This is a genomic window from Rathayibacter sp. PhB151, from assembly GCF_004366415.1.
GTDB classification, from domain to species: Bacteria; Actinomycetota; Actinomycetes; order Actinomycetales; family Microbacteriaceae; genus Rathayibacter; species Rathayibacter festucae.
Genome location: NZ_SOEN01000010.1, coordinates 111,979 through 129,654 on the forward strand (window position 1 = coordinate 111,979; position 17,676 = coordinate 129,654).

The window sequence follows — 17,676 nt, forward strand, 5'->3', positions numbered from 1 at the left end:
GCGCCGCCCGATCACAGGAAGCCACGGTGCCCGATGCCGGAAGACAAGCCCGCGCCGCGGGCCCCGAGCATCTACGACGTCGCCCGCGCCGCCGGAGTGTCGCACCAGACCGTCTCCCGGGTGCTCAACGATCACCCGAGCCTGCGCGCCGAGACCAAGAAGCGCGTGCTCGGCGTGATGGCCGAGCTCGACTACCGCCCCAACCTCGCCGCCCGCGCGCTGGTCACCAGCCGCACCCGCACCATCGGCGTGCTCTCCTCGCAGAGCCTCCAGTTCGGCCCCGCGTCGAGCATCCAGGCCATCGAGGTCGCCGCCCGCGACGCCGGCTACCTCGTCGTCACGGCCAACGTCGACGGCACCGACGGCGACTCCATCCAGGCCGGGATCCGGCACCTCCTCAACCAGGCGGTCGAGGGTCTCGTGGTCATCGCCCCGCAGATCCGCGTCTTCGACATCCTCTCCGGCGTCGCCCTGCGGATCCCGAACGTCACCCTGCAGACCACCGACGCCGAGCGCGGCGACGCGCTCTACGTCGACCAGATGGCCGGCGCGCGGATGGCGACCGCGCACCTGATCGAGCTCGGCCACACCGAGATCGTGCACCTGTCCGGTCCCCAGGACTGGATCGAGGCCGAGGCCAGGATGCGCGGGTACCTCGTCGAGCTCGGCGACCGGAACCTGCCGCTGCGCCCGCCGATCCTCGGCGACTGGAGCGCCGAGCGCGGCCACCACGTCGGGCTCGAGCTCAGCCGCCTCCTCGACGTCACCGCGGTCTTCGCCGCCAACGACCAGATGGCGCTGGGCGTGATGAGCGCGTTCCACGAGCGCGGGATCCGCGTCCCGGAGGACGTCAGCGTCATCGGCTTCGACGACATCCCCGAGGCCGCCTACTACTGGCCGCCGCTGACGAGCGTGCGGCAGGACTTCGCCGAGCTCGGCCGCCGCTGCGTGGCCACGCTGCTGAGCTTGATCGAGGGCGAGCGCCCCGAGGCGTCGCCGCCGATCGACCCGCAGCTGATGGTCCGCGGCTCGACCGCGGTTCCCCGGTCGCTCGCGACCGCCGCGCGCGCGGCGCACCGATGATTCGCGCCGTTATCGAGTCGAGACATCCGTGGTGGCACGATTGCCGCCAGCGGGTCTAGCATCACTCCATGTGATCGCTCACATGAGCGTCCCGCCGCCGCTGGCACCCCGCGGCAGCCCAGCACCCGCTGCATTCAATGACGAAGGAATCACAGTGACCACAATGAAGCGCGCACTCATCGCCGGCCTCGCCGGTGGCGCGATGATCCTCTCCCTCGCCGCCTGCTCGAGCGGCTCCGGCGACTCGGGCTCCGGCTCGGGCGACGGCGGCCTCGTCGGCGTCGCGATGCCGACCAAGTCCTCCGAGCGCTGGATCGCCGACGGCAACAACGTCAAGTCGCAGCTCGAGGAGGCCGGCTACCAGGTCGACCTGCAGTACGCCGAGGACGACATCCCCACCCAGGTCTCGCAGCTCGAGAACATGATCACCAAGGGCGCCAAGGCCCTGATCGTCGCCTCGATCGACGGCACCACCCTCACCAGCGTGCTGGAGGAGGCCAAGGCCAACGACATCCCCGTCATCGCCTACGACCGCCTCATCCGCGACTCGCCGAACGTCGACTACTACGCCACGTTCGACAACTACAAGGTCGGCGTCCAGCAGGCCACCTCGCTCCTCGCGGGCCTCGGCCTGACCGACCTCGAGGGCACCGCCGCGGCGAGCGCCCCGGCCGGCCCCTTCAACATCGAGCTCTTCGCCGGCAGCCCCGACGACAACAACGCCACGTTCTTCTTCAACGGCGCGATGGACACCCTCAAGCCGTTCATCGACGCGGGCACCCTCGTCGTGAAGTCGGGCGAGACCGAGTTCAACACCGTCGCCACGCTGCGCTGGGACCCCGAGGTCGCCCAGAGCCGCATGGAGGACATCATCACCAAGACGTACTCCGACGGCTCGAAGATCCAGGGCGTCCTCTCGCCCTACGACGGCCTCAGCCGCGGCATCATCTCCGCGCTGACCGACGCCGGCTACACCGTGGGCACCGACTTCCCGATCATCACCGGTCAGGACGCCGAGCTCGACTCCGTCAAGGCGATCATCTCGGGTGAGCAGTACGCGACCATCTACAAGGACACCCGCGAGCTCGCCAAGGAGGCCGTGCTCATGGCGCAGGCCGTCCTCGAGGGCACCGAGCCCGAGGTCAACGACACCGAGACCTACGACAACGGCGAGAAGGTCGTCCCGTCCTTCCTGCTCGAGCCGGTCATCGTCACCAAGGACCAGATCCAGTCCGTGCTGGTCGACGGCGGCTACTACACCGACGCCGAGGTCAACGGCTAAGCACCGCCTCCACTGAAGTCAGCACGACCCCGGGAGGGCGCCCATCGGGCGCCCTCCCCCACTACGAAGGAAGGGAGGCACGCGTGACCACGAACATCCTCGAGATGCGCGGCATCACCAAGACGTTCCCGGGCGTGAAGGCGCTCCAGGACGTCACGCTGAACGCCGAGCGCGGCGAAGTCCACGCGATCTGCGGAGAGAACGGCGCCGGCAAGTCGACGCTGATGAAGGTGCTGTCGGGCGTGTACCCGCACGGCACGTACGAGGGCGACATCGTCTTCGAGGACGAGGTGATGCAGTTCGCCAGCATCCGCGATTCGGAGGCGAAGGGCATCGTCATCATCCACCAGGAGCTGGCCCTCAGCCCCTACCTCTCCATCGCGGAGAACATCTTCCTCGGCAACGAGGTCCGCGGCTTCGCCGGTCTGATCGACTGGAACAAGACCAACCAGGAGGCGGCCTCGCTGCTCGCCCGGGTCGGCCTGAAGGAGAACCCCACCACCAAGATCCAGGACATCGGAGTCGGCAAGCAGCAGCTCGTCGAGATCGCCAAGGCGCTCTCCAAGCGGGTCAAGCTGCTCATCCTCGACGAGCCCACCGCGGCGCTCAACGACGAGGACTCCGACCACCTGCTCGACCTGATCCTGCACCTCAAGGAGCAGGGCATCACCTCGCTGATCATCAGCCACAAGCTCAACGAGATCAAGAAGATCGCCGACACCGTCACGGTCATCCGGGACGGCAAGACGATCGAGACGATCGCGCACGACGACGTGACGGAAGACCGGATCATCAAGGACATGGTCGGCCGCGACCTCGACCACCGCTACCCGGACCACACGCCGCACATCGGCGAGGAGATCCTCCGCGTCGTCGACTGGACCGCGCACCACCCGCAGGACCCGACGCGCGTCATGGTCGACAAGGTGAACCTCACCGTGCACCGCGGCGAGATCGTCGGCATCGCGGGCCTGATGGGCGCCGGCCGCACCGAGTTCGCGATGAGCCTCTTCGGCCGTTCCTACGGCAGCCGCATCTCCGGCCAGGTCTTCAAGGCCGGCAAGGAGATCAAGATGCGCAACGTGTCGGAGGCGATCGCCCACGGCCTCGCCTACGCCACCGAGGACCGCAAGCACTACGGCCTGAACCTGATCGACGACATCAAGCGGAACATCTCGCTCGCGTCGCTGCCCAAGGTGTCCAGCGCCGGACTCGTCGACGACAACCGCGAGTTCGAGGTCGCCAACGAGTACCGCGGCAGCATGAACATCAAGTCGCCGACCGTGCTCGCCAAGACCGGGAAGCTCTCCGGCGGCAACCAGCAGAAGGTCGTCCTGTCGAAGTGGATCTACTCCGACCCGGACGTCCTGATCCTCGACGAGCCCACCCGCGGCATCGACGTGGGTGCGAAGTACGAGATCTACACCATCATCAACAAGCTCGCGGCGGAGGGTAAGGGGATCATCGTCATCTCCTCCGAGCTGCCCGAGCTGCTCGGCATCTGCGACCGCGTCTACGCGCTGTCGGAGGGCCGCATCACGGGCGAGCTGCCCATCGCCGAGGCCACGCCCGAGGCCGTCCTCACCCTCATGACCCAGGAGAAGCAACGATGACCGATCTGCAGAACACCCCGCCGACGGCGGCGGGAGCGCAGGTGAACCCCACCGAGAACGCGTTCACCAAGCGCCTCAGCCACGTGCTGGGCGACCTGGGCAAGAACGGCATCTTCATCGCCCTGATCGTGGTGGTGCTGCTGTTCCAGATCATGACCAACGGGATCCTCCTGCGTCCGCAGAACATCTCGAACCTGATCGTCCAGAACGGCTACATCCTCATCCTCGCCATCGGCATGGTGATGGTCATCGTGGCCGGGCACATCGACCTCTCGGTCGGCTCGATCGCCGCGTTCGTCGGCGCCATGTCCGGTGTCTTCGCCGTCAACATGGGCCTGCCGTGGTTCGTCTCGATCGTGCTCTCGCTGCTCATCGGAGCTCTGGTGGGCGCCTGGCAGGGCTTCTGGATCGCGTTCGTGGGGATACCCGCGTTCATCGTGACCCTGGCGGGCATGCTGATCTTCCGCGGCCTGGCGCTCGTCGTCCTCGGCAACGCGAACATCGGCTCCTTCCCGATCGAGTACCGCGCCCTGGGCAACGGCTTCCTCACCGACCTGTTCGGCGAGACCACCGGTCTCGACCCGCTGTCGCTCGGCGTCGGCGCGCTCGCGATCGTCGCGTTCACCGTCCAGTCGGTGCGCACCCGCCGCGGCCGCCAGAAGTACAACCAGGGCGTCGAGCCCGGCGCCTGGTTCGTCACCAAGCTCGTCCTCATCGCCGTCGTCGTCGCCGCGTTCGCCTTCGCGCTCTCGTCGTTCAAGGGCATCCCGGTGACCCTGATCGTCCTGGCCGTCCTCGTCCTCGTCTACGGCGTCGTGATGAACCGCTCGGTCTTCGGCCGCCACGTCTACGCCATCGGCGGCAACCTGCACGCCGCGGAGCTCTCGGGCATCAAGACGCGCAACGTCACCTTCTGGCTGTTCGTCAACATGGGCGTCCTCGCGGCGCTGGCCGGCCTCGTCTTCACCGCCCGCCTCAACCTGGCGGGCCCGAAGGCCGGCGACGGCTTCGAGCTCGAGGCCATCTCGGCCGCGTTCATCGGCGGCGCGGCCGTCCAGGGTGGCGTCGGCACCATCGGCGGCGCGATCCTCGGTGGTCTGATCATCGGCGTCCTGAACAACGGCATGTCGATCATGGGCATCGGCATCGAGTGGCAGCAGGCGGTCAAGGGCCTCGTGCTCCTGCTCGCGGTCGCCTTCGACGTCTACAACAAGCGCCGCTCCGGCGGACGCTAGCCGCTCCGGTCGTGGCCGACTGGTCGCGGTTCCTGCCGCTCAGCTCCGGAGCCTCGGTCGACGAGTCGGGGGTCAGCAACGACTGGCGCCCGCTCGTCGCGGATCGGCTCGACCGGCTCGCCGTCCTGGCCGCCTCCCCCTCCTTCGCGGAGGGCGGGGCGGCCAGTGCCGTCTCCACCCCTCTTCTCGGCGCCCTCGTCGTGCGGCTCTCCAGCAGCACGACGCAGCGGCTCGCCTCCCGCCTCGGCGCTCGCGAGGCCGCCGATCCCCCCGCCCCGGCAGCGCTGCCGGCGGCGCTCACCGCCCTCGCCACCGCCCGCCGCGCCGGCCGCGGTCCCTCCGGCGTCGCCGAGCTGGTCGAGGCCGTCCGGGTCGAGCTCGCCCTCGCCCCCGAGACCGTGCTCCCCGAGAACGTGTCCGGCGCCGTCGCGCTCGACCGCTCCCTCCGCGCACCGCTGGCCATCCGCGCCGCGGCCCGCGGCAGCTCCCTCGTGCCGACGGACGCCTCCTGGTCGCTCGGCTCCGGCCCCGCCGTCCGCGCCCCGGCCGGCGAGATCCTCCGCTTCCTGCTCGACCTCGGGCCGTTCCCCACCCAGGCCGACTGACCAGGGGCGTCTCCCGCCACAGGGAACGACGGACGTGATCCGGGTTGACAGTGGATGTGACAATGTTTCACATCCTCTGTTCACCCCTCACGCCAAGGAGCGCCATGACCCCGCGCCACAGTCCCCGCAGACCCACCTCCGGTCGCCCTCACACCGCACGAGCCCTCGACATGACGGTCTCGGCAGCGCTGTCCCTCGCCCTACTCGGCGGCGCCGCGACCGCCGCGCACGCCGACGAGGCGTCGCCGGGGACGGCGACCGTCACCGCGCACACCGCGACCTCGTCGCCAGTGACCCCGTCGGTCGAGCACCCCGGCGTCAGCGCACGCCTCATCGGCACCCTCGAGAAGAAGGACGGCGCACCCGCCACCCCCGGCACCCGGATCACCTGGCACGTCGAGGCCACCAACACCGGCGACGTCACCCTCAACAACTTCAACGGCACCGACACCGACCTCGCTCCCGGCCAGACCACCACCAACAGCAACTGGCAGACCGGTCTGACCCAGGAGGAGATCGACGCCGGTACCGCCACCTACGCCGCCCGCCTCTCCGCCACCACCCCCAACGGCACCCCCTACAACTCCCCCACCCTCCACGGCTCCCTCGCCCTCCCCGTCGAGCACCCCGGCGTCAGTGCACGCCTCGTCGGCACGCTCGACAAGAAGGACGGCGAACCCGCCACCACCAGCACCACGATCACCTGGCACATCGAGGCCACCAACACCGGCGACGTCACCCTCAACAACCTCAACGGCACCGACACCGACCTCGCCCCCGGCCAGACCGCCACCAACGGCTACTGGCAGACCAAGCTCACCCAGGAGGAGATCGACGCCGGCACCGCCACCTTCGCCGCTACCCTCTCCGCCACCACCCCCGACGGCACCCCCTACAACTCCCGAACCATCACTGGATCCCTCACCCTCCCGGTCCAGCACCCCGGCATCGACGGGCACTTCACCGGCGTCCTCGACACGAAGGACGGTGAACCCGTCACCGCCGGCACCTGGATCACCTGGACCGCCGAGCTCGCCAACACGGGCGACATCGAGCTGAGCACCATCGACGGCATCGACGTGGCTCTCGCCCCCGGCGAGACCACCGACCACTTCTCCTGGAGGAGCCAGGTCACCCAGGCCGACCTCGACGCCGGCACCGTCAGCGTCAGCAGGACCTACGACGCCACCACCGTCGCCGGCACCCGCTACACCTCCGGCGCCGTCACCGGCACTCTGACCCTGCCCGCTCCCGCCGAGCGCCCAGGCCTCTCCGGAGAGTTCGAGGGCCACCTCGAACTCAAGAACGGCGAAGCCGTCAAGGTCGGCACCCGGATCACCTGGATCGCCTACCCCGTGAACAGCGGCGACGTCGAACTCCGCAACGTCAACGACACGAGCATGGCCCTCGCCCCCGGCCAGCCCGCGCCCTACTACCAGGTCCGAGCCGAGGTCACCCAGGCCGACCTCGACGCCGGGAGCATCACCTTCAGCCGCACCTTCTCCGGCACCACCCCCCTCGGCACCCGCTACTCCACCCCCTTCACCGGCACCCTCACCCTGCCGACGGGACCGGCAGCGGGCTGACACGAGCCCTGGAGGCGAGGGCCGCTGACGACGAGACCGTTCGGCGGCAGCGGCCCCGCCTCGGCCGGGAGCATGCCTGCGTAGCATCGAGGCATGACGCGCTCACTGCCGAGAAGCACCCCCTCCGCCCACGCCCTCGACGCCGGTGGCGTCCTCGACCTGCTCGACGCGATCGAGGCCGCTCCCGGCGTCGAGCTGCACGGCCTGATGGTCGTGCACGCCGGGGCCGTGGTCGCCGAGGGGTGGTGGGCGCCGTACTCGGCCGAGCGGCTGCACCTGCTCTACTCGCTGAGCAAGAGCTTCACGGCCGCGGCGGTCGGCCTCGCGGTGGGCGAGGGCCTCGTCGACCTCGATGCGACCGTCCTCTCCTTCTTCCCGGAGCTGGACGCCGAGATCACGGATCCGCGGTCACGGGCGATCCGCGTCCGCGACGTCCTCGCGATGGCGAGCGGTCACTCCGCCGAGACCATCGATCGGGCGCGCGAGCTCGATCCCGTGGACATGGTCCGCGGCTTCCTGCTGCTGCCGCCGGAGCAGGAGCCGGGCAGCGTCTTCGCCTACAACCAGCCCTGCACCTTCGCCGCCGCCGCCATCGTGCAGCGCGTGAGCGGCCTGCCGCTGACCGAGTACCTCCGCCCGCGCCTGCTCGACCCCCTGGGGATCGGCGAGGTCGCCTGGATCCGCGACGCCTCGGATCGCGAGATCGGCTACAGCGGGATGCACACGACGACGGAGGCGGCCGCCGCCCTCGGTCAGCTCTACCTCCAGGACGGGCGCTGGGGTGACGCGACGATCCTCTCGCCGGAGTGGGTCGCCGAGGCGTCGACCGCCCACGTCGCCACTCCCCCGGCCGACTCCCCCGACTGGGAGCAGGGCTACGGCTTCCAGTTCTGGCGCTCGCTGCACGGCTACCGGGCCGACGGCGCCTACGGGCAGTTCAGCCTGATCCTGCCCGATCACGACCTCGTCGTCGCGATCACCGGGCAGAGCACCGACACGGGCGCACTCCTCGCCGCGGTCTGGGAGCACCTGCTGCCGGCGGTCGGCCGCGGCTCGACCGTCGAGGCCGACGCGCGAGTGCTCGCGCGCCTCGGCTCGCTCGGGCTCGCGCCGCTCCCTGCGCTGCCCACGGCGCCGGAGCCCGGGCGCTTCTCGCCCGCGGCCGGGTCGGCGATCCGCTCGCTGACCGCGCTGGAGATCGCGGGCGACGCGGCCGGCTGGTCCCTCGCGCTGATCGAGGGCGAGGAGCGGCTGCTGCTCGCCCCCGGCTCCGGCGAGTGGACCGTCACGGACGCGTTCGCGGCGAGCGCCGGCCCGGGCGAGGGCGGGACCCTCCTCGTCGACGTCCTCTTCCTCGAGACGCCGCACCGCCTGCACCTCGCGCTCGACCCCACCGCCGGCACCTTCACGGCGCACTGGGAGACGGAGCCGCTGCACGACGGCCCGCTCACGCAGCTGCGCGCCCCGCGCTCCCTGCTGGTCGAGTAGCCCCGCCAGGGGCGTATCGAGAATCGCCGCTCAGCAGGCCGGCTCTGCAGACCCGACTCCTGACGGTGGTGGATCTCGATACGCCCGCTCCGCGGGCTACTCGATCAGCATGAACTCCTACCCCCCGATGGGCGGAACTCACATCGCAACGCTCCCCGCCGCATGCTGGTCGAGTAGCCCCGCAGGGGCGTATCGAGACCCGCGTTCCTCAGCAGGCCCGGCCTGCAGACCCGACTCCTGACGGTGGTGGATCTCGATACGCCCGCTCCGCGGGCTACTCGATCAGCATGAAGTCACCACCGCTTGGTCGGCGGACCTCGGGACGCACGCCGCATGCTGGCCGAGTAGCCCCGCAGGGGCGTCTCGAGACCCACGGCCGCCAGCGGAGCAGCGCCGACCCCTCGCTTAATGTTGACGTCGCCATGTACGGTCGAGAAGCGGTGTTTGCGTGAACATCGGTCCGGCGTGCAAAGGAGCACAGCATGAGTCCTCGACAGCGATCCGTGGCGGCGGGAGTGGCGGCCCTCCTCGCGGCCGTCCTCCTCGGAGCGGGAGCGTCCCCCGCGGCGGCCGCCCCCTCCGGCGTGGTCACCGACCCGAACGACGGCGTCCCGCGGACGAGTCCGCCGCCCGTCTACACCGACTACCCCGCGATCCAGGACCCGGGCCGCGCCGCCGCCGACTACTTCCAGCCCTCCTGGTACGACACCGACGGGCGCCACATCCAGGCGCACGGCGGCCAGATCGTCACCACGCAGGAGAACGGCCAGGAGGTGCAGTACTGGTACGGCGAGGACCGCACCAAGGGCTACTGGAGCAGCCCCGGCGTCGCCGTCTACCGCTCGACCGACGGCCACAACTGGGAGAACAAGGGAGTCGCGCTGCGCAGCGTCGCCACTCCCGACGACCTGAAGTCCCCCTACTTCGACGCCCTCTACGACACCGTCGACGACGCCGGCCAGCCGCGTGCCGACCGCATCGCCGAGCTCGACTACCACCTGGACACCACGCAGGCCTCGCCGAACACCGCGATCTTCGAGCGGCCCAAGGTGCTCTTCAACGAGAAGACCGGCAAGTGGGTGATGTGGTGGCACTCCGACGGCCGGATCACTCCCGGCGGCAGCACCTACGCGCGGTCGATGGCGGGCGTCGCGACCTCCGACAGCCCGACCGGCCCCTTCACGATGCAGGGCGTCTACCGGCTCTACAACCGCTCCGACTACCAGGCCTGCACCACCTCCGCGGTCCCCGGCCAGGCGCGGGACATGACCGTCTTCCAGGACGAGGACGGCACCGCGTACATCTCCTACTCCTCCGAGGAGAACTACTCCCTCTACATCGCGAAGCTCGACGCCGACTACACCAACGTCGAGCGCACGACCACGACGGACACCCTCGACGCCGGCCAGTACTCGGCCGACGGCACCTACCCCTACGTCTTCGCCGACGGGAAGGCCGGAGCGCCCGTCCGCGGCACCGACTTCCAGATCGTGAAGGAGTGCGGCCACCTCGAGGCGCCCGCCATCTTCGCGAACGGCGGGAAGTACTACACGATCGCGTCCGGAGCGACCGGCTGGGCGCCCAACCCGCAGACCTACTACACGGCCGACTCGATCCTCGGTTCGTGGATCCGCGGAGTGGAGAAGGGCGACGTCAACGAGAACGTCGCCTACAACGCGATCCCCGAGGGCGGCGACGGACTCCTCTCCGTCGGCGACACCCGGAAGACCACCTTCGGCTCGCAGTCGACCAACGTGCTGACGCTCGCGCCCGGGAAGTACGTCTACATGGGCGACCGCTGGGCCGACGGCGAGTCCAACTCGAACTACGTCTGGCTGCCGATGACCATCGGCGAGAACGGCCGCCTCGAGATGCGCAACCCCGCCGTCGAGGACCAGGCGCGCTGGGCCGCGGGCTGGAACGAGTCCTACTGGGACGACAAGGGCGTCGGAGCCGGCACCTGGTCGGTCGTCGACGACCGCCTCCCCGACGCGGTGCGCCGGAACGCCGACGTCGCCGCTGTCCTGCCCGCCACGGTCTCGGTGAAGACCGACACCGCCACCCGCGACGTCGCCGTCACCTGGGCGCCCACCGGCCCCGCGCTCCTCGGCACGCTGACGGTGACGGGCACGCTCGCCGCCGACTCCGAGTTCGCGCGCGGCCGCACCTTCACCCGCACCATCGAGGTCGCGGAGCCCGGGATCGCCAACCTCGCGCCCGGCGCCTCGCTCACGGTCTCGAGCCGCACCGACCTCGCGCCGACGCTGAGCGACGGGAACGTGAAGGCGAAGGGCTGGGACGACTGGACCGGCACCGGCTACCCCCGCGACAGCCGGCTCGCCTTCTCCTGGAGCAGCCCGCAGAACCTCGACTCGGTGACCGTGCACGCCTTCAAGGACGGCGCGACGGCGACCTGGCCCTCGCGCATCGAGGTCGAGTACCAGGTGAACGGTGCCTGGACCACGAGCAGCGTCGCCGCGACCCTCTCGCAGGCCGCGACCGACGCCGCGCCGACGGTCGCCCTCGACCTGTCCTCGCTGCCGGACACCACCGGCCTCCGCCTGCACCTGACGAGCGCCGCGAACACCTGGCAGTCGATCGCCGAGGTGCAGATCTGGGGCACCGCACCGCCGGTGAACGTCTGCCGGGTGAAGGGCGCCGCCGTCTCGGCGTCGTTCAGCCAGACCAAGTGGGCGACCCTGCCCGCCGGCAACGCCTGCGACGGGAACGTCGCGACGGCGTGGTCGACCTGGACCGATCAGGCCTTCGCCGGCAGCGCGGACTTCACGCTGACGAACACGGAGGCGCACCGCGTCGCCGGGCTGTCGTTCACGAACACCGAGGGCACGCTGGCCTCGGTGAGCATCGCCTACCGCGGCACCGACGGCGTCTGGCGCCCGACGTCCGCGCAGAACGTCGCTCCGGCGGCGAACGGCGCGCTGACGACGATCCCCTTCGCCGCGGTCGACGCCACGGGGCTGAAGCTCAGCTTCTCGACGCCGAACTCGTACCTGAAGATCACCGAGATCGTCGTGCCCGAGGCGGCCGCTCCCGCTCTGAAGGTCCCGGCCGTCGTGTCCTCGCGCTGCATCGCCGGCAAGGCGGTGCTGTCGGTGACGGCGACCAACGGCGAGAGCGCGCCGATCGGCGTCACCGTCTCGTCCGCGTACGGGCAGAAGGCCTTCGCGAGCGTCGCGGCCGGCGCGAACGCCAGCCACAGCTGGACCACCCGCCAGGCGTCGATGCCGTCCGGCGAGGTCACCGTGACCGCGACGTCCGGCCCCTCCACCCTCGAGCAGAAGGTGAGCTACCCGGCCCGCACCTGCTGACGGCCCGGATCTCGATACGCCCGCTCCGCGGGCTACTCGATCAGCATGAACTGCCGCCCTCGCTTGCTGAGCCGCAGCCCACGCGCATGCTGGTCGAGCAGCCGCGCAGCGGCGCCTGTCATGCTGGTCGAGTAGCCCCGCAGGGGCGTATCGAGACCCACCGCCCTCAACAGGGCGGGTCTGCAGACTCGCCTTCTGACGGTGGTGGATCTCGATACGCCCGCTGCGCGGGCTACTCGATCAGCATGGAGCGCTGCCCTCGCCTGCCGAGCCGCAGCCCCTCTCTGAATGCTGGTCGAGTAGCCGCGGCACGCGGCGTATCGAGACCCACCCACCGGCTGCACCCGGAAGCGGGGTGACCCCCGCCGTCCCCGCACTGATAGGAATCTCGAGTCGGCGCACCGCCGCGGCCGGCAGAACGGGAACCTCAGTGATCCGCACCACCCGCGCCGTCCTCGCGACCGCGGTCCCCACCGCCGCCCTCGCGCTCAGCGTCCTCCTCGCCTCGGCGGCCGTCGCTCCGGAGGCGGTCACCGCCCCGGAGAGCACGCCGACCTCCGCGCCCCTCCCCGTCCCGACGGCGACCGCCTCCTCGACGGCACTGCCCTGGCCGTCGTCGGCCACGCGCAGCGGCCGCGACTCCGAGACGGACGCGGCGACCGCCTGCTGCACGGTCCCGTCGGCCGAGAGCACCCCCACCCCCGCCGCCCCCGTGGAGGACGACGACCCGCAGGGCTCCTCCGACGGCACCTCCCCGACCGCGACTACCGCGCCCCAGGACCCCGAGCGCCTCCCCGAGCGGCAGGACGCCGGTGGCGTCGACGTGGGCGTCAGCATCGACCCGCCGACCGGTCCCGGAGCCCTGTCGATGACCGTCGCCGGATCGGCCGCCACGCTCGTCGAGTCCGGCTCCACCCCCCTGAGCCGGCAGTTCCTCGGCGCCCTGCCCAGGGTCACGGTCACCGACAGCCGCGACCCCGCGCAGAGCCCGGCCGCCTCCGGCTGGTACGTCCTCGGCACCGCGAGCGACTTCACCGGAGCGAGCGGCGCCTCGATCGGCGCGGCGCACCTCGGCTGGACCCCGGCGCTCACCGGCCCCGGCGATGCGGTCTCCGCGGGCCCCCGCGTCTCGGGCGTCCTCGACGGCGGCTCGGGCGTGCGCGACGCGGTGCTCCTCAGTGCCGTCGACGAGTCGCCAGCGGGTTCCGGGTCCTGGTCCGCCACCGCGGACCTGCTCCTCGCCACCGAGCCGACCGTCGCCGCCGGTTCCTACCGCTCGACGCTCACCCTCTCGCTCTTCGAGTGAGGCCCGCGCGGGTCCCGCTCGCCGCGTCCGGCACCCCGCAGCGCGGCCGGGCCCTCAGTCCTGCGCGACCGCGACCGTGACGACGAGCGCCGAGTGCACCACCGGCTCCGAGACGGCGAGGTAGCCCTCCGCGCCCTCGATCCACGCCTCCGTCGCGCCCTCGCGGGTGCGGAAGAGCACCGCGTCCCCGCTCGAGGATCCGCGGCCGTCGACCTTGGTCACGGCCCGGGTCCGCAGCTCCTGCAGCACCTGCTCCGCGCTCGCGCTCCCCGACGCGATCCGCTCGCGCACCGCACGGGTCCGGGCGGCGGCGATGCCGATCCCGCGACCGGTGGCCAGCGCGGCGACGACGGCGCCGTCGCAGTGGGCGATGCTGATCCGCATCCGCTCGAGCGCCGGGTGGTCGCCGCCGAGCACCGGGCGGCCGTGCGGCCCGCCGCACTGCTCGCAGCGCGCGTCGACGTGGACGTCGAGCGGATCGATCCCGAGCGTCTCGGCGGCGAGCTCGCGGACGAGCACCCGGCCGAGGAGGAAGCCGTCGCGCACCTCGCGGCGGCCAGTGGCCTCGTAGCGCAGACGCTCGGCGAGGGTGAGCAGCCGGAGCATCCGGTGCCGGGCGGAGTCGAGCACCTCGGGGCGCGCCCAGCGCAGCTGGACGTCGTCGGTGGCGAGAAGGGGGAGACCGGTCATGCGCCGCACGGTACGCCGCGCAGGCGACATCGGCGTGACGGTCCGGTGGCCGGGCGGCGTCCGGGCGGACACAGCCGGGGAGCATCCGCGTCGTCTTGAATGGGGCGGGTGCAGACGTTCCTCCCCGTCCCCGATCTCCGTGCGAGCGCCCGCGCCCTCGACAGCAAGCGGCTCGGGAAGCAGCGGATCGAGACGCTGCAGATCATGCGCGCGCTCACCGTGCCCGGCTACGGCTGGCAGCACCACCCCGCCGTGCGGATGTGGCGCGGCTACCGGCCGGCCGTGATGGCGTACCAGCGCGAGACCTGCGACGCCTGGACCGACCGCGGCTTCGCCGACACCTGCCTCGAGAAGACCGAGGCGGCCCTGGCGCTCGACCCCGAGGACGCCGCGCGCTACCGGGCCGGCGAGATCGAGCTGCCGTCCTGGTTCGGCCGCGACGACGTGCACCTCTCGCACCGCTCGAAGCTGGTGGAGAAGGACCCGGAGCACTACGCGCCGCTCTTCCCGGACACGCTGCCCGGGCTCGACTACGTCTGGCCGGTCAGCGGCTGACGGCCCGCCGCAGGAGCCCGATCCGGACGCCCGCCGACGCTCGCGCGGTGCACGGAGTGTGCTTCGCCTGCGCACAGGTCCTTTTCAGGCCCCGGACCGGCCCTTCGTCATTCCCGGGTCTCGGGTTAGTCTGTCGGGGTTGACCCGGCGCAGATGGGCGTCCGGGGCGTCGGTGGCGGCCGTCGCGATGATCGGGGGTTACCCGAAGGAGAAGGTTTGGCGTCCGACAGCAGGACAACCGGTGGCGTGATCAAGGCGGTCGTGGGCTTCCTCGGCATGAGTGTCGTGGCAGGAGTCCTCGTGACCGCCACCGTCACTCCTGCCGTGGCGATCGCCGGCGTCGCCGCGAACCAGTCCATCGGAGTGTTCGACGGTCTCCCCGAGTACCTCGAGGTCGACAAGCTCTCCGAGAAGAGCAACATCTACGCGACCCGCGCGGACGGCTCCCCGCAGCTGCTCGCCTCCTTCTACGTCGAGAACCGCATCGAGGTCCCGCTGGACCAGATCTCGCAGTTCGCGAAGGACGCCGCCGTCTCCGGCGAGGACCCCCGCTTCTACGAGCACGGCGGAGTCGACCTCCCCGGCACTCTGCGCGCCGTCGCGCAGACCTACGTCCTCGGCAACGACACCCAGGGCGGCTCCTCCATCACGCAGCAGTACGTGAAGAACGTGCTGGTCGAGAAGGCCGTCCGCAACATCACCGACGAGGCCGAGCGCGCCGCCGCCATCGACGCCGCGACGCGCACCTCCCCCGAGCGCAAGCTCCGCGAGATGAAGCTCGCGATCGGCCTCGAGAAGGAGTACTCGAAGGACCAGATCCTCCAGGGCTACCTGAACATCGCGTTCTTCGGCGGCACCACCTACGGCATCGAGACCGCCGCCAACTACTACTACAACACCACCGCCGCGAACCTCACCGTCGCCCAGGCCGCGAGCCTCATCGCGATCGTGAACAACCCGGCCGTGCTCCGCCTCGACCAGCCGGACAATCCCGACAACGGCGCCGCGAACGGCTACCAGCGCAACAAGGACCGCCGCGACTACATCATCGGCAAGATGCTGGAGGAGGGGAAGATCTCGCAGGAGGATCACGACGCCGCCATCGCGTCGCCGATCGAGCCGCAGATCACCGAGCCGAGCACCGGCTGCTCCACCGCCGGCGACGCCGGCTACTTCTGCGACTACGTCACCAACATCCTCAAGAACGACAAGACGTTCGGCGACGACGAGGACACCCGCTGGACGAACTTCCGCCGCGGCGGCCTGGACGTCTACACGACGCTCGACGTCGACCTGCAGAACGCGGCCGTCGCAGCCGTGAACGCGCAGGTCCCGCAGACCTGGAACTTCGACGTCGGAGCGGTCTCCGTCAGCGTCGAGGTCGGCTCCGGCCGCGTCCTCGCGATGACGCAGAACAAGAAGTACTCGCAGGACCCGGACGTCCTCGCGGCCGACCCCTCCAACAGCGCGATCAACCTCAGCACCGATCAAGCCTACGGCGGCTCCTCCGGCATCCAGCCCGGCTCCACCTACAAGCTCTTCACCCTGGTGGAGTGGCTGAAGGAGGGGCACAGCATCAACGAGTCGGTGGACGGGACCCGGAAGGCCATCTGGGGCAGCTTCGAGGACTCGTGCGCACCCGGCGGCACCAACTACGCCGGAACGACCAGCGCCAAGAACGACGAGGGCGGGAACGGCCAGGTCGGCACCGCCGTCGACTTCACCAAGACCTCGCTCAACACGGGCTTCGTCGGCATGGCCCGCGAGCTCGACCTGTGCGCCATCCGCAACACGGCGGCGGACATGGGCGTGAAGCGGGGCAACGGCGAGGAGCTCGAGCACAACCCGTCGTCCGTGCTCGGGACCAACTACGTGTCCCCGCTCTCGATGGCCGGCGCCTTCGCCACCATCGCGTCCGGCGGATCGACCTGCGACTCGATCGCGATCGACAAGATCGTCGACGCGACCGGAGCCGAGCAGCCCGTCCCTGCAGCGAACTGCCGCCAGTCGATCGACCGCAACGTCGCCGCGACGGCGGCGATCGCCCTGCAGTCGACGTTCTCCGGCGGCGGCACGGCCTTCCAGTCGCGGACCGGCGACGGAGTTCCGCTGATCGGCAAGACCGGTACCACCGATGACGCGATGGCCACCTGGATGACCGGGGCCAGCACCCGCGTCGCGACGGCGGTGGGCGTCTTCAACATCAAGGGAGACGCGAACCTCCGCCTCCCCAGATTCAAGTTCGACTCCGGCTCCGCGGCGACGGCTCGCCACCGCATCTGGCCGGTCGTGATGCGCGCCGCCGATGCCCGCTACGGCGGAACCGCCTTCCCCGAGGCCGACGGCTCGCTGCAGGTCGTGCCGCGCGTCAACGTCCCCGACGTGACCGGTCTCTCGGTCGGCGACGCCCGGGCGAAGCTCGAGTCGGCCGGCTTCAGCGTGAGCGAGGGCGCCGCCGAGGCGAACTCCGCCGCGTCGGGCACCGTCGTCCGCCAGAGCCCCTCCGGTACCGCGACCCGCGGCACCACGGTGACGATCATCCCGAGTTCGGGCCCGGCACCCGCTCCCGCTCCGACCGCGGAGCCCGCCGCTCCGGCCGCCCCCGCGGCCGGTCAGCAGACGGTGCCGAACGTGGTGGGCCAGGACCTCGAGACCGCCAAGGCCGCGTTCGCCTCGGCCGGCTTCTCGAAGATCACCCTGTCCTGCACCGAGAACGGCAACGCCCCGGACGCCGGCCAGGTGACGGGCCAGGACCCCGCGGGCGGCACCGGCGTCTCCCCCGACGCCACCCTCCGCGTCGCCATCACCGCCAAGAAGTGCCCGTAGCCCTCAGCTCCGGCACGTGAATCCGCCTCCGGCTCGCAGAACCCCCGGGTTCTCGCGAGCCGGAGGCGTTTCCGCGTG

12 protein-coding genes are annotated in these 17,676 nt (G+C 70.9%); 11 read left to right on the forward strand and 1 reads right to left on the reverse strand.

Annotation, left to right across the window (positions count from 1 at the left end; translation table 11 throughout):
* The first annotated feature begins 33 nt into the window (after positions 1 to 33).
* From EDF35_RS17510 to EDF35_RS17550, 9 genes are all read left to right on the forward strand, one after another.
* On the forward strand, positions 34 to 1,083 hold the full coding sequence (locus tag EDF35_RS17510) for a LacI family DNA-binding transcriptional regulator (protein WP_123733650.1): 1,050 nt from the start codon (positions 34 to 36) through the stop codon (positions 1,081 to 1,083).
* 163 nt (positions 1,084 to 1,246) lie between these two features.
* Positions 1,247 to 2,365 (forward strand): multiple monosaccharide ABC transporter substrate-binding protein, encoded by a 1,119-nt coding sequence (gene chvE, locus EDF35_RS17515; RefSeq protein WP_123733651.1) that lies wholly within the window; start codon positions 1,247 to 1,249, stop codon positions 2,363 to 2,365.
* Positions 2,366 to 2,448: 83 nt separating this feature from the next.
* Positions 2,449 to 3,978, forward strand: coding sequence for a multiple monosaccharide ABC transporter ATP-binding protein (gene mmsA / locus EDF35_RS17520; protein WP_123705243.1), 1,530 nt, complete (start codon positions 2,449 to 2,451; stop codon positions 3,976 to 3,978).
* Positions 3,975 to 5,213, forward strand: a complete 1,239-nt coding sequence (mmsB, locus tag EDF35_RS17525) for a multiple monosaccharide ABC transporter permease (protein WP_123447756.1) — start codon at positions 3,975 to 3,977, stop codon at positions 5,211 to 5,213. Before mmsA ends, mmsB begins: the two co-directional genes overlap by 4 nt.
* 11 nt (positions 5,214 to 5,224) lie before the next feature.
* On the forward strand, positions 5,225 to 5,818 hold the full coding sequence (locus tag EDF35_RS17530) for a hypothetical protein (RefSeq protein WP_133963270.1): 594 nt from the start codon (positions 5,225 to 5,227) through the stop codon (positions 5,816 to 5,818).
* Between the two features lie 170 nt (positions 5,819 to 5,988).
* Entirely contained in the window at positions 5,989 to 7,404 is a 1,416-nt protein-coding gene (locus EDF35_RS21450) for a hypothetical protein (RefSeq protein ID WP_133963271.1), read from the forward strand.
* Positions 7,405 to 7,497: 93 nt separating this feature from the next.
* Positions 7,498 to 8,892: a serine hydrolase domain-containing protein gene (locus tag EDF35_RS17540; protein WP_133963272.1), complete on the forward strand. Its 1,395-nt coding sequence runs from the start codon at positions 7,498 to 7,500 to the stop codon at positions 8,890 to 8,892.
* 482 nt (positions 8,893 to 9,374) lie between these two features.
* Complete coding sequence (locus tag EDF35_RS17545) at positions 9,375 to 12,221, forward strand: glycoside hydrolase family 43 protein (RefSeq protein WP_133963273.1); 2,847 nt, start codon at positions 9,375 to 9,377, stop codon at positions 12,219 to 12,221.
* A gap of 430 nt (positions 12,222 to 12,651) precedes the next feature.
* Positions 12,652 to 13,527, forward strand: coding sequence for a hypothetical protein (locus EDF35_RS17550; protein WP_133963274.1), 876 nt, complete (start codon positions 12,652 to 12,654; stop codon positions 13,525 to 13,527).
* A gap of 54 nt (positions 13,528 to 13,581) precedes the next feature.
* Here EDF35_RS17550 and EDF35_RS17555 read toward each other — a convergent pair whose 3' ends face one another.
* On the reverse strand, positions 13,582 to 14,217 hold the full coding sequence (locus EDF35_RS17555) for a 4-phosphopantetheinyl transferase (RefSeq protein ID WP_133963275.1): 636 nt from the start codon (positions 14,215 to 14,217) through the stop codon (positions 13,582 to 13,584).
* A 99-nt stretch (positions 14,218 to 14,316) separates the two neighbouring features.
* Here EDF35_RS17555 and EDF35_RS17560 point away from each other — a divergent pair, with 99 nt between their 5' ends.
* Together EDF35_RS17560 and EDF35_RS17565 are read left to right on the forward strand one after the other, a co-directional pair.
* Positions 14,317 to 14,772: an MSMEG_6728 family protein gene (locus EDF35_RS17560; RefSeq protein ID WP_243840044.1), complete on the forward strand. Its 456-nt coding sequence runs from the start codon at positions 14,317 to 14,319 to the stop codon at positions 14,770 to 14,772.
* A gap of 216 nt (positions 14,773 to 14,988) precedes the next feature.
* A complete protein-coding gene (locus EDF35_RS17565) occupies positions 14,989 to 17,598 on the forward strand; it encodes a transglycosylase domain-containing protein (protein ID WP_166674155.1) in 2,610 nt (869 codons plus the stop codon).
* Positions 17,599 to 17,676: the final 78 nt, after the last annotated feature.

Excerpts from the sequence above, each read along its gene's own strand:
- EDF35_RS17545 (WP_133963273.1), top strand. The coding sequence starts at position 9,375 with ATGAGTCCTCGACAGCGATCCGTGGCGGCGGGAGTGGCGGCCCTCCTC.
- chvE (WP_123733651.1), top strand. The coding sequence starts at position 1,247 with ATGAAGCGCGCACTCATCGCCGGCCTCGCCGGTGGCGCGATGATCCTC.
- EDF35_RS17560 (WP_243840044.1), top strand. The coding sequence starts at position 14,317 with ATGGGGCGGGTGCAGACGTTCCTCCCCGTCCCCGATCTCCGTGCGAGC.
- EDF35_RS17510 (WP_123733650.1), top strand. The coding sequence starts at position 34 with ATGCCGGAAGACAAGCCCGCGCCGCGGGCCCCGAGCATCTACGACGTC.
- EDF35_RS21450 (WP_133963271.1), top strand. The coding sequence starts at position 5,989 with ATGACGGTCTCGGCAGCGCTGTCCCTCGCCCTACTCGGCGGCGCCGCG.
- EDF35_RS17555 (WP_133963275.1), bottom strand. The coding sequence starts at position 14,217 with ATGACCGGTCTCCCCCTTCTCGCCACCGACGACGTCCAGCTGCGCTGG.
- EDF35_RS17540 (WP_133963272.1), top strand. The coding sequence starts at position 7,498 with ATGACGCGCTCACTGCCGAGAAGCACCCCCTCCGCCCACGCCCTCGAC.
- mmsB (WP_123447756.1), top strand. The coding sequence starts at position 3,975 with ATGACCGATCTGCAGAACACCCCGCCGACGGCGGCGGGAGCGCAGGTG.